At 72.0% G+C, this 20,006-nt stretch carries 20 protein-coding genes and 1 pseudogene; 9 read left to right on the top strand and 12 right to left on the bottom strand.

Going from position 1 to position 20,006, the window contains the following annotated elements:
• On the bottom strand, positions 1 to 689 hold a 689-nt coding region (locus tag ACFZDK_RS36385), incomplete at its 3' end, for a maltotransferase domain-containing protein (protein WP_390978711.1).
• Positions 690 to 791: 102 nt separating this feature from the next.
• Positions 792 to 1,085, bottom strand: a complete 294-nt coding sequence (locus ACFZDK_RS36380; protein WP_390978709.1) for a DUF5133 domain-containing protein — start codon at positions 1,083 to 1,085, stop codon at positions 792 to 794.
• A gap of 305 nt (positions 1,086 to 1,390) precedes the next feature.
• Here ACFZDK_RS36380 and ACFZDK_RS36375 point away from each other — a divergent pair, with 305 nt between their 5' ends.
• Entirely contained in the window at positions 1,391 to 1,894 is a 504-nt protein-coding gene (locus tag ACFZDK_RS36375; protein WP_355727787.1) for a pep a2, read from the top strand.
• Positions 1,891 to 4,041 (top strand): glycogen debranching protein GlgX, encoded by a 2,151-nt coding sequence (gene glgX, locus ACFZDK_RS36370; protein ID WP_390978706.1) that lies wholly within the window; start codon positions 1,891 to 1,893, stop codon positions 4,039 to 4,041. Before ACFZDK_RS36375 ends, glgX begins: the two co-directional genes overlap by 4 nt.
• A 99-nt stretch (positions 4,042 to 4,140) precedes the next feature.
• Here glgX and ACFZDK_RS36365 read toward each other — a convergent pair whose 3' ends face one another.
• Positions 4,141 to 4,953, bottom strand: coding sequence for a VOC family protein (locus ACFZDK_RS36365; protein ID WP_390978704.1), 813 nt, complete (start codon positions 4,951 to 4,953; stop codon positions 4,141 to 4,143).
• Positions 4,954 to 5,081: 128 nt separating this feature from the next.
• On the opposite strand from ACFZDK_RS36365, the pseudogene ACFZDK_RS36360 reads away from it, so the two are divergent.
• Positions 5,082 to 5,360, top strand: a pseudogene (locus tag ACFZDK_RS36360) (ANTAR domain-containing protein).
• A 4-nt stretch (positions 5,361 to 5,364) separates the two neighbouring features.
• Here ACFZDK_RS36360 and ACFZDK_RS36355 read toward each other — a convergent pair.
• On the bottom strand, positions 5,365 to 6,156 hold the full coding sequence (locus ACFZDK_RS36355) for a SigB/SigF/SigG family RNA polymerase sigma factor (protein WP_390978702.1): 792 nt from the start codon (positions 6,154 to 6,156) through the stop codon (positions 5,365 to 5,367).
• Between the two features lie 280 nt (positions 6,157 to 6,436).
• Here ACFZDK_RS36355 and ACFZDK_RS36350 point away from each other — a divergent pair, with 280 nt between their 5' ends.
• The 4 genes from ACFZDK_RS36350 (at position 6,437) to ACFZDK_RS36335 (ending at position 9,258) form a co-directional block, all read left to right on the top strand.
• Positions 6,437 to 6,892, top strand: coding sequence for a MarR family transcriptional regulator (locus tag ACFZDK_RS36350; protein WP_390978700.1), 456 nt, complete (start codon positions 6,437 to 6,439; stop codon positions 6,890 to 6,892).
• A complete protein-coding gene (locus tag ACFZDK_RS36345; RefSeq protein WP_390978698.1) occupies positions 6,889 to 7,716 on the top strand; it encodes an ATP-binding cassette domain-containing protein in 828 nt (275 codons plus the stop codon). Before ACFZDK_RS36350 ends, ACFZDK_RS36345 begins: the two co-directional genes overlap by 4 nt.
• A complete protein-coding gene (locus ACFZDK_RS36340; RefSeq protein WP_390978696.1) occupies positions 7,676 to 8,530 on the top strand; it encodes an ABC transporter permease in 855 nt (284 codons plus the stop codon). Before ACFZDK_RS36345 ends, ACFZDK_RS36340 begins: the two co-directional genes overlap by 41 nt.
• A 197-nt stretch (positions 8,531 to 8,727) precedes the next feature.
• Positions 8,728 to 9,258: a hypothetical protein gene (locus tag ACFZDK_RS36335; RefSeq protein WP_390978694.1), complete on the top strand. Its 531-nt coding sequence runs from the start codon at positions 8,728 to 8,730 to the stop codon at positions 9,256 to 9,258.
• A gap of 128 nt (positions 9,259 to 9,386) precedes the next feature.
• On the opposite strand, the gene hemC is transcribed toward ACFZDK_RS36335, so the two are convergent.
• From hemC to ACFZDK_RS36300, 7 genes are all read right to left on the bottom strand, one after another.
• Positions 9,387 to 10,322 (bottom strand): hydroxymethylbilane synthase, encoded by a 936-nt coding sequence (gene hemC, locus ACFZDK_RS36330; protein ID WP_390978692.1) that lies wholly within the window; start codon positions 10,320 to 10,322, stop codon positions 9,387 to 9,389.
• Positions 10,323 to 10,379: 57 nt separating this feature from the next.
• A complete protein-coding gene (locus tag ACFZDK_RS36325; protein WP_390978690.1) occupies positions 10,380 to 11,234 on the bottom strand; it encodes a hypothetical protein in 855 nt (284 codons plus the stop codon).
• A gap of 18 nt (positions 11,235 to 11,252) precedes the next feature.
• A complete protein-coding gene (locus ACFZDK_RS36320; protein WP_390978688.1) occupies positions 11,253 to 12,029 on the bottom strand; it encodes an NPP1 family protein in 777 nt (258 codons plus the stop codon).
• A 110-nt stretch (positions 12,030 to 12,139) separates the two neighbouring features.
• Positions 12,140 to 13,099 (bottom strand): ATP-dependent DNA ligase, encoded by a 960-nt coding sequence (locus tag ACFZDK_RS36315; RefSeq protein ID WP_390978733.1) that lies wholly within the window; start codon positions 13,097 to 13,099, stop codon positions 12,140 to 12,142.
• 93 nt (positions 13,100 to 13,192) lie between these two features.
• Positions 13,193 to 13,879, bottom strand: coding sequence for a response regulator (locus ACFZDK_RS36310; protein ID WP_390978686.1), 687 nt, complete (start codon positions 13,877 to 13,879; stop codon positions 13,193 to 13,195).
• Complete coding sequence (locus ACFZDK_RS36305; RefSeq protein ID WP_390978684.1) at positions 13,876 to 15,081, bottom strand: histidine kinase; 1,206 nt, start codon at positions 15,079 to 15,081, stop codon at positions 13,876 to 13,878. The genes ACFZDK_RS36310 and ACFZDK_RS36305 overlap by 4 nt, the downstream gene beginning before the upstream one ends.
• Positions 15,082 to 15,395: 314 nt before the next feature.
• Positions 15,396 to 16,868, bottom strand: a complete 1,473-nt coding sequence (locus ACFZDK_RS36300; RefSeq protein WP_390978682.1) for an MFS transporter — start codon at positions 16,866 to 16,868, stop codon at positions 15,396 to 15,398.
• Positions 16,869 to 17,078: 210 nt separating this feature from the next.
• On the opposite strand from ACFZDK_RS36300, the gene ACFZDK_RS36295 reads away from it, so the two are divergent.
• Positions 17,079 to 17,735, top strand: a complete 657-nt coding sequence (locus ACFZDK_RS36295) for a TetR family transcriptional regulator (RefSeq protein ID WP_390978680.1) — start codon at positions 17,079 to 17,081, stop codon at positions 17,733 to 17,735.
• Here ACFZDK_RS36295 and ACFZDK_RS36290 read toward each other — a convergent pair.
• Entirely contained in the window at positions 17,719 to 18,759 is a 1,041-nt protein-coding gene (locus ACFZDK_RS36290) for an alcohol dehydrogenase catalytic domain-containing protein (RefSeq protein WP_390978678.1), read from the bottom strand. The genes ACFZDK_RS36295 and ACFZDK_RS36290 overlap by 17 nt on opposite strands.
• Positions 18,760 to 19,063: 304 nt before the next feature.
• On the opposite strand from ACFZDK_RS36290, the gene ACFZDK_RS36285 reads away from it, so the two are divergent.
• Complete coding sequence (locus ACFZDK_RS36285; RefSeq protein WP_390978676.1) at positions 19,064 to 19,789, top strand: winged helix-turn-helix domain-containing protein; 726 nt, start codon at positions 19,064 to 19,066, stop codon at positions 19,787 to 19,789.
• Positions 19,790 to 20,006 lie beyond the last annotated feature (217 nt).

Raw genomic sequence — 20,006 nt, 5'->3', positions numbered from 1 at the left:
GGCTTCAGCCGCCGGGCCGCTGTCCGGAAAGTGCCGTGCGGCCGCTCCGGTGTCCCCTCCGAACGCGGGAAGAACTCGTACCAGGAGCCGTACAGAGCCCGTTCGCGCTCGACGAGCAGCGGCAGCGGCTCGGAGACGGTCACCAGCTCCCGCAGCGGATACCGGGCCAGGACCTCGTCCACCTCGGGGGCGAGCGCGCGGGCCAGCCGGGTGTGCAGGGGGCGGGAGTCGTCGCCCAGGGCCCGGGCCGCCGTCAGCACCCGCTCGCGGTCCGGTCCTTCGGGGACTCCGGCCGCCGCGCGCTCGTACAGCTCGGCGCCCTCCTCCAGGACCAGGCCGGTGTCGATGCCCGCCGGGATCTTGATCCGGGCGTGCCGCAGCCAGGTGGTGAGCGGGGCGCTCCAGGCCTCCACGTGAAAGGTCCAGCGGCCCGGCGCGTCCGGGGTGACCTCGGCGCCCCAGCGGTCGGTGCCCGGGACCAGTTCCCGCATCGGTGTCCAGGGGCCGCGGCGGCCCTCGGGGTCGCACAGCACCACATCGGCGCCGACGGCGTCATGACCCTCGCGGAAGACGGTGGCGGTGACCTGGAAGGTCTCGCCGGGGACCGCCTTCGCCGGACGTCCGCCGCCCTCCACGGCCGGCCGGACATCACGCACCGGAACGCGGCCGATGGCCTCCGTCGCCTTCATGGCTCTCACCTCCGCCGTGCGCGGAGCCGGGCCCGGGGCCCGGCTCCGCGGTCCGTAGTGTGCCGGAAGACCGGTGTCTTCCCGCGGGGTCCGCCTGCGGTGTCACTGCCGCGCGGAACTCCGGTCCACGGGCGGGCCCGGCCGGACCTTTCCGCTCAGCTGGGTTCGCTCCGCCTGTTCCCGCACATAGGTGACGAGGCTGGTGCGCAGATAGCGCTCGGCCGCGTCCACCGCCTCCCGGGCGCAGCGCTTGCCCATCAGGACGCACAGCGTGTAGCCCGAGTCCTCGAAGGTGGACCGCACCTCACGGTCGTGCGGCGAGGCGAGCATGACGCGCTCCCACGCCCGGTAGCGCCGCAGCTGCCGGGCCACCTCGGCCTTCGCGGGTAGCAGCATGGCCGTGTCTTTCCTTCCGACGCTCTCGAGTGGGCACGTGTCCCCGACGTTCGGGGGAGCGTCCGGGCACGGAGAGGCACGGAGCCGTTACGGCGAATCGAGGCTTTCACTCATGGTGCATGTCCGATGACCGAGCGTCTTGTTGGATCTTCAACCACCCCGTGCGGCTCTCGTGTTGCACGAATGGCGTAGCGCCCCCACAGTGAAGGTGACTCAGGAGCGATCAGCGCTCACGCTGCGCGTCCGGAACCGATTTCCGGAGGGGTTGGGGGAGCGGGAGCTTCGCGGGTGAGGAGCTAGCGACAATGAAGACCGCAGTGCCCTGCTACTACCACCTCGACGTGGAGGTCAGCCCGGAACGGGTGGGACAGGTCAGCCGCATACTGGCCGCGCATCTGCGTTACTGGGACCTCGACAACCTCGTGGACCCGGTCTGCGGCGGCGCGGAACTGCTGCTGCGCGCCATCGATCAGCACGCCACGGACAAGCACACGTCCATCGAGATGTGGTGGAACGGCCAGCACCTCATCACCGCGATCGGCGACGACGACCGCGATCTGCGCCCGGACCAGGATCTGCGCTCGTGTCTGGCGCACATCGCCGCCATGAGCGACGGCTGGGGCTGCTGTGCCTCGGACACCGGCAGCAAGATCATCTGGTTCTCGCAGCGGGCCCGGTCCGGCGAGCGCGTCCCGCTGGTCCCGACCGGACCGGAGCCGCGCCTGCGCCGCACGCTCCGGGTCCCCCGCACCGAGCCCGTCGCCCGATTGGCCGCGTCCGCCGACGGCGTCCTGGAGGGCGCCCGGTGACGGCGAGGAAGTCCCGGAAAGGGGTGCCCGTGTGGAGCGGGCACCCCTACCCGTTGGGCGCCTCCTTCGACGGGCAGGGCACCAACTTCGCCCTGTTCAGCGAGGTCGCCGAACACGTCGAACTGGTCCTGGTGAACGACGCCGGGACCCAACGGCCGGTGCCGCTGAACGAGGCCGACGGCTTCGTCTGGCACGCCTATCTGCCCGGTATCGGTCCCGGGCAGCGCTACGGCTACCGGGTGACCGGCCCCTGGGACCCGTCCCTCGGCCACCGCTGCAATCCCGCGAAACTGCTCCTGGACCCGTATGCCCGGGCGGTCGACGGCCAGATCGACAACCACGCCTCCCTCTACGAGCGCACCCCCGGCGGACCGTCGCCGGCCGACAGCACGGGGCACTCCATGCTGGGCGTGGTCACCGACCCGTACTTCGACTGGGGCGACGACTGCCCGCCCCGCCGGCCGTACGCCGACTCGGTGATCTACGAGGCGCATGTCCGCGGCCTCACCGCCACCCATCCCGAGGTACCCGAACGGCTGAGGGGCAGCTACGCCGGTCTCGCGCACCCGGCGGTCCTGGAGCACCTGACCTCGCTGGGCGTCACGGCGGTCGAGCTGATGCCGGTCCACCAGTTCGTGCAGGACGGGGTGCTGCAGGACCGGGGCCTGTCCAACTACTGGGGCTACAACACCATCGGCTTCTTCGCCCCGCACAACGCCTACGGCGCCTTCGGCAGCCGGGGCCAGCAGGTCAACGAGTTCAAGGCGATGGTGAAGGCGCTGCACGCGGCCGGCCTCGAAGTCATCCTCGACGTGGTCTACAACCACACCGCCGAGGGCAACGAAATGGGGCCCACGCTGTCCTTCCGGGGCATCGACAACGCGTCGTACTACCGCCTCGTCGACGGCGACTGGGCGCACTACTACGACACCACCGGTACCGGGAACAGCCTGCTGATGCGGCACCCCCACGTACTCCAGCTGATCATGGACTCGCTGCGGTACTGGGTGACCGAGATGCATGTCGACGGCTTCCGCTTCGATCTCGCGGCCACGCTGGCGCGGCAGTTCCACGAGGTGGACCGGCTCTCGGCGTTCTTCGACCTGATCCAGCAGGACCCGGTGATCAGCCGGGTCAAGCTCATCGCCGAACCCTGGGACGTGGGGGAGGGCGGCTACCAGGTCGGCAACTTCCCGCCGCTGTGGTCGGAGTGGAACGGCAAGTACCGGGACGCCGTACGGGACTTCTGGCGGGCCGAGCCGGGTTCGCTCGGCGAGTTCGCCTCCCGGCTCACCGGCTCCTCCGACCTGTACCAGCACAGCAGGCGGCTGCCGCGGGCGAGCGTCAACTTCGTCACCGCGCACGACGGTTTCACCCTGCGCGACCTGGTGTCGTACAACGACAAGCACAACCAGGCCAACGGCGAGGGCGACCGGGACGGCGAGAGCCACAACCGGTCCTGGAACTGCGGTGCCGAGGGCGAGACCACCGACCCCGGCGTCCTCGAACTCCGGGCCCGCCAGCAGCGCAACTTCCTCGCCACGCTGCTGCTCTCGCAGGGCATCCCGATGCTCAGTCACGGCGACGAACTCGGCCGCACCCAGCGCGGCAACAACAACGCCTACTGCCAGGACAACGAGGTCTCCTGGACCGACTGGGAGCTGACCGAGGAACAGCGGACCCTCACGGACTTCACCCGGTACGTCATCGCACTGCGCGCCGCCCATCCCGTGCTGCGCCGGCGCCGGTTCTTCCGCGGCGAGACCGCGGTGCACCCCGGGCAGCCGCTGCCCGACCTGGTCTGGCTGCTGCCCGACGCCCGCGAGATGACCGACCGGGACTGGCAGCGCCCCGACGCCCACTCGGTCGGCGTCTTCCTCAACGGCGACGCCATCGCCGAACGCGACCCCTACGGCCGGCGTCTGATCGACGACTCGTTCCTGCTGCTCCTCAACAGCCACTGGGAACCGGTCGACTTCCGGCTGCCCGACGACTCCTACGCCGACCGCTGGACGACCCTCATCGACACCGCCGACCCGGACGGCATCCCCGACGAGCGCGAACACAAGGCGGGCATCAGGCTGCGCGTCGAGGCCCGCAGCCTGGTGGTGCTGACCCGGCCGTCCCGCGAGGGGGGCGGGAACTAGGGGAGAACCGGGGGCTGTCCGGCGGATCGTGCCGCGGACGCGGGGTCCGGCAGAACGGTCTCCTCCGCCTCGCGGTCGGACGCCCCGGCCCCCGCTCACCTAGCCGACCGGGCGCGTCATCACCGTGAACTGCGCCCCGTCCGGGTCGCGCAGGATCGCCTCGGTGTCCTTCTCGCTCAGGACGCTGCCGCCGTGCTTCTCGGCCGTGCGTGCGCACTCCTCGATGTCGCTGACCGCGAAGTGGATCTGCCAGTGCGGCCGTACCGACGGATCGGGGGCCGCCTCCACCGCACCGGAGTCGATCCGCGCCACGGCATCGCCGCGGCTGCGCAGCACGACCTCGCCGCCCTCGTACTCGACCTCGCAGCAGCCCCGCCGGTCGGAGGCCCAGCCGAGCACCTCGCCGTAGAAGATCGCTGAGTCGAAGGCGTTGCGGGTGTGCAGCCGGATGAAGGTCGGGGCGGCCCGGCGCCAGGTCTCCCAGTTGGAGACCAGCTCGCCCTCCCAGATGCCGAAGACGGCGCCGTCCCGGTCGGCGATCAGCGCCGCCCGGCCGGGCGGGAAGGAGAGCGGCCCCACCGCCGGGGTACCGCCGCGCTCGCGGGCCCGGGCGACGGCCTCGTCCGCGTCCTGGACGGCGAAGTACGGCGTCCAGGCCACCGCCATCTGCCACATCGAGGCGACCGCGGCGATGCCCGCCACCGGCACCCCGTCCGCCAGCGCGATCCGGAAGTGGTCCCCGAGCCGGACGCTGCGCCATCGCCAGCCGAGCACGGCGCTGTAGAACTCCTCGGTCGTCTGGAGGTCGCGGCTGGTCAGACTCACCCAGCACGGGGCCCCGAAGACCGAGTGCGTGGAGACGACCTCTCGCTTCTTGGGCACGGGACCGGGGGGAGGCGTGTCGTTGTTCATGGCACTCGCGTCCTGGTGTCGGGGCCGGCGTGGGGGACCGGCCTGACACCAGTCTCCAACCGGAAGCGGCCGGAACGCCTGGCGAGTACCCCGGTGGCAGGAGGCCAGTCGGGTGACACGATGGGGGGATGGGCGAGAGCGAGCCCGACCGGATCCTCCACCTCCAGGACGAGGTCGACCAGCTCAAGGAGGCCGTCGCCTCCCATGCCGGGTCACGCCCGACGCGGGCTGGGAGGTGCTCAAGGAGATCTCCCAGCACACCAACATCAGGCCGCGCAACAGTCGCGGAGCTGATCCTGGTCCGGGGCCGCACCGGGGACATGCCGGACGAGATCCGCACGGAGCTGGGGGAGGCGCTGGAGCGCTACGGACCCACCCAGATCCCCGGCGCGCCGCCCGCCGGGTGAGACCTCAGCCGGCCTCGGCCAGCAGCTCCTCGCGCAGCCGGTCGAAACAGGTGGTGAGCAGCCGGGACACATGCATCTGCGAGATGCCCAGCTGCTCGGCGATGCGGCTCTGCGTCATACCGCGGAAGAACCGCAGATAGAGGATGAGCCGGTCGCGCTCGGGCAGGCCCGCGAGACAGGGCCGGGCGGCGATGCGGTCGACCACCAGGTCGTAGCCGGAGTCGGTGTCGCCCAGGGTGTCGCAGAGCGCGTAGCCCTCGCCGCCGGGCACCTCGGCGTCCAGGGACAGCGCCGAGAAGCAGTCCAGGGCCTCCATGCCGGTCCGCACCTCGCTCTCGGTGAGCTGGGCCTGCTCGGCGATCTCGGCGACGGTGGCCGTGTGGCCCGGGGACGTCTGGCCCAGTTCCTTCAGGGCGGCCCGGACCCGGTTGCGCAGCTCCTGGACCCGGCGGGGGACGTGCAGGGTCCACATGTGGTCACGGAAGTGGCGCTTGATCTCGCCGGTGATGGTCGGCACGGCGTACGCCTCGAAGGCGCGGCCGCGGGCCGGGTCGTAGCGGTCGACGGCCTTGACCAGTCCCAGCGCGGCGACCTGGTAGAGATCCTCCAGGGTCTCGCCGCGGCCGCGGAAGCGGATGGCGATCCGCTCGGCCATGGGCAGCCAGAGCTCGACCAGCTCGTCCCGCAGGGCCCGGCGCTGCGGGCCCTCGGGCAGTCCGGCCAGCCGGGCGAAGTCCTCGGCCGTGTCCGGAGCGTCGTCGTGCGGATGGGACGTGGGTGTGCAGGTGGCACCCATGGGCGCGCACCTCCCTCAGCGGATGCTGGTGGACGGACACGGTGGGAGGAACGCGCTCGGACCCTGGGGAGGACACGGGGCGACCGGCAGAAGCCGGCTCCCACGCAGGTGCCTCCGGTCCGAAGCACTGCCCTCCCAATGCCCCGGGAAGGACATAGCGAAACAATTCACTCGAAAAGGTGAGATGCATCTCATTTGGTCCGCTCACTTGGTCCAGTGCATCGCTCCTTTGACCCTCCCTTGGGGGCGATATCTCTGTAGCAGAGGTAATATTCCGAGTGTGGAATCGGAGACCTTTCCGGAAGAACTGGCCGACGCGTTGGTCGGTATCCAGCGGCTGATCCGCCGCCGACTGAGACGCGGGCGCCCGTTGCCCCGGCTGCGCGGCGCCGAGGTGGAGCTGCTGCGCCTGGTCGAATCGCGGCCCGGGATCGGCATCTCGGACGCCGCCAAGGAGCTGCACCTGGCGGGCAACTCGGTGTCGACACTGGTCAACCAGCTGGTCAAGGACGGCTACCTGGTCCGGGAGACCGACCCGGCCGACCGGCGGGCCGCCCGGCTGCTGCTGACCGACTCCGCCGCCCAGCGCCTCGCCGACTGGCGCCGGCGCCGCTCCGAACTCGTCGCCGGCCAGGTGTCCCGGCTCGACGAGGCCGATCAGGAAGCGCTGAGAGCGGCGCTTCCCGCACTGCGCAGACTGGCCGTCACCCTGCACGAGGAGGCTGAGGAATCATGACGCCGGACACCCCCGCCGTCGACTGCACCGGACTTGCCTACTCCTTCGGGGAGACCCGGGCCGTGGACGGTCTCGACCTGACCGTCGGCGAGGGCGAGGTCTTCGGACTGCTCGGCCCCAACGGCGCCGGCAAGACCACCGCCATCCGCTGCATCACCACCCTGCTCCCCCTCCCCGCCGGCATGGTCCGCGTCTTCGGCCACGACTCCGGCCGGGAACGGATGGCCGTCCGCCGGCTGCTCGGCTACGTCCCCCAGCAGCTGTCCGCCGACAGCGGGCTCACCGGACGCGAGAACGTCGCCCTGTTCGCCCGCGTCTTCGACGTCGCCCGGCGCGAACGCGCCGAACGGGTCGCGCAGGCGCTGGCGGCCGTCGACCTCACCGACGCCGCCGACCGGCTCGCCGGCACCTACTCCGGCGGCATGATCCGCCGCCTCGAACTGGCCCAGGCACTGGTCAGCGCACCCCGGCTGCTGATCCTCGACGAGCCCACCATCGGCCTCGACCCGATCGCCCGCACCAGCGTGTGGGACCAGATCAACGCCGTACGCGAAGCCACCGGTATGACCGTCCTGGTCACCACCCACTACATGGACGAGGCCGACCAGCACTGCCACCGGGTCGGCCTGATGCACCGCGGCCGCATCCGCGCCCTCGGCACCCCCACCGAACTCCGGCAGGGCCTCGCCGAACGCCAGGGCACCGAGACCCTGCCCACCCTCGAAGACGTCTTCCGCGACGTGGCCGGCAGCGGCCTCGACGAGCAGTCAGGAGGTTTCCGCGATGTCCGAAGCACCCGCCGCACCGCGCACCGCGTCGGCTGAGCGCACCGGAACGGTGTCCCTGCTGCTGACCCCGCCCCAGCCGCGCTCCGGCTGGCGGCTGCTGCCCGCCCGGGTCGTCGCCATGTGCGCCGTGGAACTCCAGAAGCTCCGCCACGACCGCACCGAGCTCTACACCCGGGCGATCCAGCCCGCCCTCTGGCTGCTGATCTTCGGCCAGACCTTCACCCGGATCAAGGCGATACCCACCGGCGGCATCCCCTACATCGACTACCTGGCGCCCGGCATCATCGCCCAGTCCGCGATGTTCATCGCCATCTTCTACGGCATCCAGATCATCTGGGAGCGCGACGCCGGCGTCCTCAACAAACTCCTCGTCACCCCGACCCCGCGCTCCGCCCTCATCACCGGCAAGGCCTTCGCGGCCGGGGTGAAGTCCCTGATCCAGGCCGTCGTGGTGATCGTCATCGCCGCGGTCCTCGGGGTCTCCCTCACCTGGAACCCGCTGAAGCTGCTCGGCGTGGGGCTGGCGGTCGTCCTCGCCTCCGCCTTCTTCTCCTGCCTGTCGATGAGCATCGCCGGCATCGTCCTCAGCCGCGACCGGCTGATGGGCATCGGGCAGGCGATCACCATGCCGCTGTTCTTCGCCTCCAACGCTCTCTACCCCGTGGCGATCATGCCCGGCTGGCTGCAGGTGGTCAGCAAGATCAACCCCCTGAGCTACCAGGTCGACGCCCTGCGAGGCCTGTTGCTCGGCACGCCCGCGCATCTCGGCCTCGACTTCGGGGTGCTGGCGGTCGCCGCCGCCCTCGGCATCACCGCGGCCTCCTCGTTGCTGGGCCGCCTGGCCCGCTGATCCCGCCGAGGGCGGGACGGCGCCGACGTGATGTGCGGCACGCGGCCCCCTCCCGCCCCGGAGGCCCCGGGAGGGATAACCGCTGCGCAACGCTTGATCAGCGATCAAAGCGGGCGAATCCCCTGGCCACAGCGCATTCCACTCATTTGACAGTGCGCTCGGCGCACAGATAAACAGCGGGGGTCGAGAGGGGCACTGTGTACGAGCCGAACGTGGTCGGGGACTGGCACGAGTACGACGAGCATGCCGGTCTGCGGGTCCGCGTCCACCGCCTGGAGGAGTCCGAGCCGCCGCGCGGCCGGGACGACGCCGCGGCCGGGCTGACCTACTTCAGTGCTCGCGTGACCATCGAGAACCGCGGCTCCGGCCACTACAGCGTCCAGCTGGAGGACGGCCAGATCGACGTCCGCCTCGGCCCCGACGGCGAGGGCGCCTTCATCGACTGGCGCAACTCCCAGTTCATCGAGGGTTTCGACGTCTACCCGCTGCGCCGGGCCACCGCCGTCCTCTACGCCGCCGGCCCGGAGGCCGCCCTCACCCAGGTCGACATCCAGATCCAGCTGCGCGTCGACGAGGAGTGGACCGACCGCCGCCTGTGGGCCGGCGGCATCGGCGTCCTGGAATCGACCACCGCCACCACCTGCCAGAGCGCCGCACCAGGCAGCCTCGCCCACCAGGTCAGCGCCTTCCTCAAGGACCAGACGGAGCCGGGCCCCACCACACCCTGAGCGTCAACGCACCCCGAAGGGGCGCGGGGCTGCATTAGATGTGCGGCTACCGCCGCGTGGGCGCGACCAGCCACGCCGCCGCAGACGAAAACGACGGCCCGGCACTCCCCGCAGCCCCCCGCGGAGCGCTAGTGGGGGATACCGTCGATGATCTCGCGCGCGCCCTGCCGCAGCAGCGCCACGGCGACCGAGGTGCCCAGCGTCGCCGGATCGAGGCGGCCCGCCCACTCGTGCGCGTTCAGCCGGGTCTTGCCGTCCGGGGTGAACACACAGGCGCGCAAGGACAGCTCACCCCCGCGGTCGGCGCGGGCGAAGCCGGCGATCGGGCTGTTGCAGTGCCCTTGCAGCACATGCAGGAACATCCGCTCGGCGGTGGCCTCCCGGTGGGTGTCCGGGTCGCCGAGGTCGCTGACCGCGTCGATCAGGTCGCTGTCGCCCTCCCGGCACTGCAGGGCGAGGATGCCCGCGCCGATCGGCGGCATCATCGTCTCCGTGTCCAGCACCTCGCTGATCACGTCCGTACGGCCGATCCGCTCCAGGCCCGCCATCGCGAGCAGCAGCGCGTCCGCGTCCCCGGCGGCGAGCTTCTCCAGCCGGCGGTTGGCGTTGCCCCGGAACGGCACGCACTCCAGATGCGGGTGGGTGGCCGACAGCTGGGCGACCCGGCGGACCGAGGAGGTGCCGATCCGGGTGCCGGCCGGCAGCTGGTCCAGCGTCAGCCCGTCCGGGTGGACGAGGGCGTCACGGATGTCGTCCCGCTTCAGGAACGCCGCGAACACGGTCCCGGCGGGCAGCGGCCGGTCCGCCGGCACGTCCTTCACACAGTGCACGGCGAGATCCGCCTCGCCGGCCAGCAGCGCGGCGTCCACCTCCTTGGTGAACGCGCCCTTCCCCTCCACCTTGGAGAGATCACCCAGCCACTTGTCACCGGTCGTCTTCACCGGTACCACCTCGGTGCGCACATGCGGATGGACGGCGGCCAACTCGGCACGGACACGGGCCACTTGAGCGAGCGCCATCGGTGAGTCACGGGAGACGATACGGATCAACTCGGGCACGGACATGGGGACACGATAGACCTTCGTGACGCCCGTGGATTCCGACATCGTGTCGGTCGCAGGTCAGGGGGACGGGGGCGCGCCGTCGTCCGTCAGCCGCCAGTCGAAGGGGAACAGGTCGGCGTCCAGGGGCGACACGGCCGGGTTGTCCGGAGTGCGAAGCAGGCAGCGGTTGCGCAACAGGTCGCGGCGCTCGGCCGGGGTGAGCAGCGACGCGGTCTCGTCCTCGGCCACCGCGTCGATGTGCCGGTCGCCGTCGGCGATGTTGAGCCGATCCGTGCCCGCGAGGCGGAGGTCGACGCGGAAAGCGGTGCGCCACTGGGAGTTGGACCCCCAGCCGTGCGACAGGTCGACGGCGGGCCGGTGGCGGCGCCGGTGGGCCCAGTACAGCGGGGCGCGGTCGGCCACCCCGCGCTCGGCGTGCCGTGTCCCGGCCCGCACCCGGACCCCGGCGCGGGAGAACAGCACGGGGCCCAGCCACAGGCCCGGCCACACCACCGCCGTGACCGCGATGGGTTCGTCCGGATCCGCGGCCTGCTCGACCTCCACGATCTCGTGCAGAAAGGGATCGAAGACGGCGCTCTCGGCGAACGGCACCATCCCCAGCCGGGTGAAGAGCCCCAGGTACTCGTCCGGTGCCTGCTCCGGCCCGTCCCAGGGACGGCGGCCGGGCGGCTGGAAGGCGAGCAGCAGGATGTCGCTGACCCGGCTGAGCGCGTACAGCTCCCAGAGGGCCTCCCGGTCGGGCTCGGCGAGCACGGCGGACCGGACGGCCGAGGCGATCCGGGCACGGTACTCGTCCCCGAACCGCCCCAGCCAGGGCTCGATGACGGCACCGTTCACGCCCGGGCCCTCGTGCGCGTACACCGCCTCGAACAGCCCGCGGCCGTCCGGCGGTCCGTCCGTCCCGAGATCCATGGCGCCATCATGACCTGGTCAGGCGTTGGGGTCGAAGGAGATTCCCGACGGCTTGGCGGAGCTGAGGTGGGAGGCGAAGCTCGCGTCCTTGAGGCCGAAGTTGGCGCTGCCGAAGTCGTAGCCGCTGAGCTTGTCGCGCAGGCCCGCCGGGTAGCCGTTCCAGCCGACCGGCGGCGGGTACTGCCAGGTGCCCTTGTGGTTCTCCGGTGGTTCGTCGCCCGAGTCGGCCGGCCGGAAGCAGTGGGTGCTGACGCCGTCCTTGTGGTAGACGATCTTGGCGTGGGTGCCGTCGAAGCGGACCGTGGACGCGGCGTGCACGGTGAACGAGCCGTGGTTGGACGTGGACACGTACTGGATCCGGCCGTTCTGCACCCACACCACGACGTGCTCCCAGTCGTGCCGGTGCCCGCCGATGCTGCTGCCGGCTATCGCCTGGTCCTTCTCGAAGTACAGGCCGTACATGTAGGCGCACCAGCCGTTGTTGCACTTGTAGCGCGAGTAGCTGTTGGTGTTGTCGAGGTCGGAGGCGTCCCGGCACTGGCCGTTGAGCGCGCCGGTCGGATTGAGGCCGCCGTTGACCGTGCCGTCGGGACCGATCGCGGGCGTCGAGTAGCAGCCGTCCGTGTCGTAGTCGAAGGCCGGCTGGTACGTCTTCTCGACCGTCTCGGCGTTGGCGGGCAGCGCCTGCGGCGGGGCGGCGAAGGCGGCGGCGGGGAAGGCGACGACCAGGGCGGCGGCACCGGCGAGACCGGTCAGCCATCTGCTGCGGCCGATGCGGAACGTCCGTGACGACACAGGAACCTCCAACTGCTGTGGGGAGGAAGGCGGTTCAGCTTCGCGTTCGGTCAAGGATCTGCCAAGAGGGGGCGGGCGTCCCGTCGGTGAAGCCCCGTCCAACAGCCGGTTCAGGCGAGGTCCCCGGGCAGGTCCGCCGCTGATTCCTCGGGCGCGAGGTCGGGGCGCAGCCGGTGCCAGGACGGCTGGCGCAGCAACCCGGCGCGGGTGCGGGTGCTGTAGCCGACCTCGCCGACCAGCCGCGGCAGCACCCAGCGGGCGCCCGCGACCGGCGGGACCGGGTCGAAGGGGCAGCGGTCGGTCCCGGCGGCCCGCAGCAGCGCGGCCAGTTCGGTCCGTTCCGTCTCGCTCCAGCCGGTGCCCACCCCGCCGACGTACCGCAGCCGCCCGTCGGCGGCGCGCTGGCCGACCAGCACCGCGCCCGGCAGCCCGCCGAGCCGTCCCCGACCGGGCAGCCAGCCGCCGACGACCACGTCCTCGGTGCGCATGTTCCGGATCTTGATCCAGGCGCGCGACCGCACGCCCGGCTCGTACACCGAGTCCAGCCGCTTGCACACCACGCCTTCGAGACCGTGCTCCCGGGTGGCCCGCAGCGCCTCCGTGCCGTGCCCGACGACGGCCGCGGGCGTCGACCAGTACGGCCCGTCGAGGGCCAGGGACTCCAGCCGCGCCCGGCGCTCCGCGTAGGCCACCCTGAGCAGCGGGTCGCCCTCCAGAAGCAGTACGTCGAACAGCACCAGGCGGACCGGCACCCGGGTCGCCATCCGGGCCGCCCGCGCGGGGGAGTGGGCCAGCCCCATCCGGCTCTGCAGCAGCTGGAAGTCGGCGCGCCCGTGTTCGTCGAGGGCGAGTACCTCGCCGTCCAGGATCGCCGGGACCCGGCCCAGAACCCCTGCCAGCGGGCGCAGTTCGGGATAGGCGGCGGTGATCTCCGCACCGGAGCGGGCGCGCAGCAGCAGACTGCCGTCCCCGGGCAGGTAGACGACCGCGCGCTGGCCGTCCTGCTTGGTCTCGTAGGCCCACCGGGCGTCCTGCGCGGCGGGCGGCAGCCTGCCGGGAGTGGCGAGCATGGGCGGGATCAGCGGCAGCGCGGTCACGCAGAAGAGGTGGCCCGGCCGCGGCCTCCGCACGCGCCCCGCGGCACCGGTTCCCCCGAACAGGCCTCAGGCGTCCTGGGGCGGCGGCGGAGGCTGCACCAGCCCCGACTGGTAGGCCATCACCACGAGTTGGGCCCGGTCCCGGGCGTCCAGCTTGGTCATCGCCCGGTGGACGTGGGTGCGCACGGTCAGCGGTGAGACGAACAGCTTCTCGGCGATCTCCTCGTTGGAGCGGCCCTGTGCCGCCAGCGCCATGACCTCGCGTTCGCGCGCGGTGAGCACTCGCAGCTGCTCGGGGGCGGCGAGCCGGGCGCCGGGCGCGGGCGTGGCCAGGAACCGGCTGATGAGGGTGCGGGTCGCGGTGGGCGAGAGCAGCGACTCGCCGGAGGCCACCGTGCGGATCCCGGCCAGCAGCGCCTCCGCCGTCACGTCCTTGCCGAGGAAGCCGCTGGCCCCGGACCGCAGCGCCTGCGCCACGTACTCGTCGACCTCGAAGGTGGTCAGGATCAGCACCCGGACGGCGGACAGCTCCGGGTCCGCGCAGACGGCCGCCGTGGCGGCCAGCCCGTCGGTGCCGGGCATCCGGATGTCCATCAATACGATGTCCGGCCGCAGCTCACGGGTGAGCGTGACGGCCTCGGCGCCGTCGGTGGCCTCGCCGACCACCGCCATGTCGGCGCAGGAGTCGATCAGGATCCGGAAGGTGGCCCGCAGCAGGGCCTGGTCGTCGGCGAGCAGCACGCGGATGGTCATGAGGTCCGTTCTTCCGGTTCCGTGGCACGGGGGTACAGCGGCAGCCGGGTGGTGACTTCGAAGCCGCCCCCGTCCCGGTGCCCGGCGGCGAAGGCACCGCCGACCGACTGGGCCCGCTCGCGCATCCCGATCAGCCCGAAGCCGCGCCCGGGGGCGGCGGCCGGTGCGGTGGCGGTGCCGTCGTCGGTGACGGTGAGGGTCAGCCGGTCCGGGGACCAGCCGAGCCGGACGTACGCGGCCTCGGCGGCGGCGTGCTTGGTGACGTTGGTCAGCGCCTCCTGCACGATCCGGTACGCCGTGAGGTCCACGCCGGCCGTCAGCGGGCGCGGGGTGCCCTCGACGCTGACGTGCACGGTGAGGCCGGCCGTCTCGCAGGCCTCGGTGAGCTCCGGCAACTGGGCGAGACCTGGGCTGGGGGCCAGCGGCAGGTCCGGGTCGTCGGTCTGCCGCAGCAGGCCCACGGTGGCCTTCAGCTCGCGCAGCGCGGAGGCGGTCGTACCGGCGAGATCGCCGAGGATCCGGTGCACCTGGTCGGGATGGGTGCGCGAGAGGTGGGCCGCCGTCCCGGCCTGGGCGTTGGCCAGCGCGAGATGGTGGGCGACCACGTCGTGCAGTTCCCGCGCGATCCGGATCCGCTCCTCCGCGACCCGGTGCCGGGCCTCCTCCTCCCGGCTCCGCTCCGCGTACTCCGCCCGTGCCTGCACGGCCTCCAGGTACGCGCCCTGCAGCCGGACGGCGTTGCCGGCCACGACCGGCAGGAGCAGCCAGGCGGCCGGGCTGATCGTCTTCAGCGGCCAGGGGACGGTCCCCGGGTCGAAGACCGTCGCGGCGCTCACCACCAGGGCGAGGCCGGCGAAGTAGTAGCGGCGCGCGGTCGGCCGGTCGGTGTCGACGGCCAGCCGGTACAGCGCCAGCATCAGCCCGCCCAGCAGCAGCGGGGTGGGCAGATGGCCCAGTCCCGAGGCCGCCGCGGTGCACACCGCGCTGACGGCGACGACCGTGCGCGGCCGGCTGCGCTGCCAGAGCAGGGCACCGCAGCCGACGGCGGCGAGGGCGATGGTGATGCCGACCTCGTGCGGCCGGTCCTCGCTGCTCATGGTGATCTCGCTGCCGAACAGGAACGAGGCGAACAGCAGGACGGCCGCCATGGTGTCGGCGGTGCGGGCGTGTTCTTCGGCATAGCGCTGCCAGGGAGTGCTCATCGGTCGCTCCGGTCGGTCTCTGCTCTGACCATGGTCGGCGATGCCCGGCCGGGACGGTCGGCGTACGGCTGAGCGCGTCTGCGCGCTCCGGGTGGCCGTACCGCTGTTCTCGGGGACCGGTCCAGGCTCCCCGGGACCATCCCGTCCTGTCGTCGTGCGGTTGCCGTCGATCCCGGCTACTGAGGACGCAGTACATGTGCGGTCGCTGTCATCCCGGCGGCCGACGGTCCGCCGCGCGAGGCGGCGTACCGCCTCGGACCCGTGGAGCGGGCCGCCCGCCGGCGAACGGCCCGCTCCACCGTGGCTCACCGCGCTCAGTGCACGGACTCGGCCGTGGGCTCGGCCGGGACCGGAGCGGGCTCCGCCTCGGCCGGACGGCGGCCGGGCAGGAAGGAGGCGAGGACGAAGGCCAGGACGGCCGCGCCCGCGCCGATCGCCATGACGACCTTGAAGGCGTTCTCGGACGGCAGGGTGGCGGTGCCGAGGCTGATCGTCATCTGGGCCAGGATCACACCGGCGACGGCGCTCGCCACCGACGTACCGATGGACCGCATCAGCGTGTTGAGGCTGTTCGCGGCGGCCGTCTCCGAGGCCGGGACGGCACCCATGATCAGGGCGGGCATCGCGCCGTAGGCGAAGCCGACACCGGCGCCGATGACGCAGGAGACCAGGACCAGGTGCCAGACCTCGGACATCAGGACGATGTTGAGGCCGTAACCGGCGGCGACGATCACCGCGCCGATCATCAGTGTGATCTTCGGTCCCCTGGCCTTGGTGATGGCGGCCGAGACCGGGGCGAAGGCCATCATCACCAGACCCTGCGGGGCCATCACCAGACCGACCGTCAGCATCGACCTGCCGAGGCCGTAGCCCGTCTGGGTCGGCAGCTGGAGCAGCTGGGGGAGCACCAGGGACATCGCGAACATCGAGAAGCCGAACGCGATCGAGGCGAGGTTGGTGAACAGCACCTGGCGACGGACCGTGGTGCGCAGGTCCACCAGCGGCTGCGGGGTGCGCAGTTCGAAGAAGCCCCAGGCGACGAGCACGACCACTGCGACCGCGAACAGTCCGAGCGTGGTGCCGCTCGTCCAGCCCCAGTCGGCGCCCTTGGAGACGGCGAGCAGCAGCGAGACCAGACCGACCGCGAGGCCGACGGCGCCGATCGCGTCGAAGCGGCCGCCCGAGCGCACCTTGGACTCCGGGACCAGCAGCATGACCAGCGCGAAGGCGACGACACCGAGGGCGGCCGAGGTCCAGAACAGCACATGCCAGTCGAAGTGGTCGGCGATGAAGGCCGCGGACGGCAGGCCGAGCGCGCCGCCGACGCCCAGCGAGGCGCTCATCAGCGCGGTCGAGCCCGCGAGGCGCTCCGGCGGCAGCTCGTCGCGCATGATGCTGATGCCCAGCGGGACCACGGCGGCCGCGAGGCCCTGGAGGGTACGGCCGACGATCATCGGGACCAGGGTGTCGCTCAGTGCGGCCACCACCGAGCCGGAGACCAGCAGCACCAGGCTGACCAGCAGCATCAGCCGCTTGCCGAACATGTCACCGAGACGGCCGGCCACCGGGGTGGCCACGGCGGCGGCCAGCAGGGTCGCCGTCACCGCCCAGGCCGCGTTGGACGCGGAGGCGTCCAGGTACTTCGGCAGCTCCGGGACGATCGGGATCACCAGGGTCTGCATGAGCGAGACGGTGATACCGGCCAGGGCCAGCACCGCCACCACCGCGTTGGGCCTGGGTTCCGCGGGGCGCGCGGAACCGGCGGGCCGGACAGGGGCTTCGGACATGGGAGAAGGGCCTCCGTAGGCAGAACAGGGAGCGACCTGACCATTATTTAAGTCAGTCGCTTGACTTACGTTACTGGCACGGATGGCGGCATCGCGCACCGCCGCCGCGTAGGCTCTTTCGGCTGGACCTCGCCGCCCCGGGCGAGGCCCCGGTACGGCTCGCGGGACCGGCCGGTCCGGGTGGTGCGCGGTCCCGGAGCGGTGGTGGTCATGGCGGGCAGGACGGCGCGGGCGGAGCAGGCCGGCGCGACGCGGGAGGTCATCCTGAGCACGGCGGAACGGCTCTTCGCCGAACAGGGCGTCTACGCCGTGTCCAACCGCCAGGTCAGCGAGGCCGCCGGCCAGGGCAACAACGCGGCCGTCGGCTACCACTTCGGCACCAAGGCCGACCTGGTCCGCGCGATCGCCGCCCGGCACTTCGGGCAGATCGAGGAGATCCGGGTCCGCCTGCTGGCCTCCGTCGGCGACTCCGACGACGTCCGCGACTGGGTGGACTGCCTGGTCCGCCCGATCACCGAGCACCTCGCCGGCCTGGGCAGCCCCACCTGGTACGCCCGCTTCTGCGCCCAGGTGGCGACCGACCCGGCCCTCTACGAGATCATGGTCGAGGAGTCCCTGTCCTCCCCGTCGCTCCGCGAGGCCGTGGCCGGGCTGAACCGGCGGCTGCCGGAACTGCCCGCCGAGGTCCGCGCCGAACGCGGCCAGATGGCCCGGACGCTGATCCTGCACACCTGCGCCGAACGTGAGCGCGCCCTCGCCGAGGGCACCGACACGCCCCGCGCCACCTGGGGCGACGCGGCCACCGGGCTCGCCGACGCCCTGTTCGGGCTGTGGCTGGCGCCGGTCACCGCTACGCGTCGAAGGTGACGACGACCTTCTCGGCGGCGCCCGGGGTGAGCGTCAGCTGGAAGGCGCCCTCCACGTCGGTGAACGGGACGCGGTGGCTGATCAGCTTCGCGAACCGTTCGTGGTGCTCGACCAGTTCGGGGGTGACCTCGAAGATCTCGGTCGGGTAGCCCTGCGAGGCGATGAGCGTCAGCTCGCTGCGCAGCATGCCGCCCAGGTCGACCTCCCCCTTCTTCTGCACGGCGACCATGACCAGGCTGGCGTGCCACTTCGCGTTGGCCACCACGGTGTCGAAGACGACCGGGGCGCCCGCCGCGTCGATGAAGATGTCGGTGTCCGGGCGGGGCTGGCCCAGCGCGTTGGCGCCCTGCCCGTGCAGCTCGGTCAGCCGCGCGGTCACGTCCTCCTCGGCCGAGTTGATGACCGCGTCCGCGCCCACGGCCAGCGCCTTCTCCAGCCGGGCCGGGATGACGTCCACGACGACCACGTGCCGGACGCCGCGCAGCTTCAGCCAGATCGCCGCGCCCAGTCCGATCGGGCCCGCGCCGAAGACGACCACCTTGTCGTCCGGCCCGGCCTCGGAGCGGTTGACCGCGTGCCGGGAGACGGCCATCGGCTCGTTGAGGGCGGCGACCTCGAACGGCACGGTGTCCGGGAACACCGCGACGCTCCGGCCGACCTCGGCGTTCTCGATCAGCAGGTACTCGCTCAGCGCGCCGTACCGGCCGCCGCAGCCGATGATCCCGGTGGGCGCGTCCTGCGGGTTCACCACTACCCGGTCGCCCACCTTCAGCCCGGTGACCTCGGCGCCGGCCTCGACGACCTCGCCGGCCGGCTCGTGGCCCAGCGGGACCGGGACCAGGTCGCCGCCCAGGTGGGCGCGGGCGGGCATGCCGCCCATGTGCAGGAAGGTGACGTCGGTGCCGCAGATACCGCCCGCGCGGATCTTCAGCAGTACGTCCTTCGGGCCGGGCACGGGACGCTCGACGTCCACGACCTCGATCCTGCCGACGCCACCGGTCTGTACGGACTTCATCGTGGCCATGGGGTGACTCTCGCTTTCTGGAGGTACCGGCCCGGGCGTGCCGCTGGGGCTCGCCCGGAGGTGGTGCGGTCGCGGTGGGTGCCCTCGGGCCGGGTGCCGGGCCGGGGGGAGTGGGCCGGCGGCCCGGCCCGAGGGCTGCGCCGGTATCCGTCCCCACGGGTCCGGCGCCCGGGCCTGCCGCCGGGCAGGCCCTCGGGGCGGCCTCCGCTCAGAGCGACCCCGATTACTTGAGTTAGGCAAGCATATGTGGCTTACTTGAGTCAAGCAAGCGAATTGCCCGGCGCTCACGAAGGAACGGCTCCCCATGTACGGCAGCTCCCCGGCACCGCAGGCGCTCGCCCGTGGCAGCGGACAACATCTCCTGGTCGCCGCCGGCGACCCGGACATCGTCGAACTCCTCGCCACCACACTGGAGTTGGCGGATTATCGGATCGGCCTGGCGGGCAGCGGCGCCGACGTGGTCCGGCGGTTCGCGGAGCGCCGGTTCGACCTCGTCGTCATCGACGCCGAACTGCCCGGTCTCGACGACCTCGCCCGGGGCGGCCGGTTCAAACCCGCCTACCGGCCGCCCGTCCTCCTCCTGGCCGACTGCGACTCCCTGGCCCGGCTGGTGCCCGAACTGGGCGCCGGCGAGCGGGACTGCGTCACCAAGCCCTTCCGGATCGCCGAAGTCCTCGCCCGGGTGAAGGTGCTGCTCCGGGACCGGGGCGACGGCGGCCGCCGGGGAAGCGTGCTGGACCATGCCGACCTGGTCCTGGACGACGGCACCTGCCGGGCCCGCCGGGGCAGCCGCGGCCTGGACCTCACGCCCGCCGAGTACCGGCTGCTGCGCCACCTGCTGGTCAACGCCGACAAGGTGCTGTCCAAGGAGCAGATCAGCCGGTACGTCTGGGGCGAGTTCCGGGGCGACAACGCCATCGAGCAACTGGTCTCCCGGCTCAGGCGCAAGGTGGACCGGGACGGGTCCGCGCTGATCCACACCCGGCGGGGCTTCGGCTACTGGCTGGGGGAGTCGACGGACGGTGGGTGAAGGGTTCGCGATGGCGTCCGGGAGCAAATGTGCGGGCTGCGGTGCCGATCGGTCGCCGGTGGGTGTCCGGGTGGCGGGGATGGCGGTCTTCGGGTGCGCGCACAGTGTCATGACGCCGTGTCAACATCTCTTTTCCGTCGGCAAGTTCACGCCATCTGCCACTGATGTGCCGGGTAGGGCAACAGTGCTGCGGTGTGAGCCGGCCCACGTCAGCCCG

The sequence above is a fragment of the Streptomyces sp. NPDC007901 genome (genome assembly GCF_042959465.1).
GTDB lineage: Bacteria > Actinomycetota > Actinomycetes > Streptomycetales > Streptomycetaceae > Streptomyces.
The sequence above is the reverse complement of the archived record's forward strand: the minus strand, read 5'-3'. Positions and strand labels throughout refer to the sequence as shown.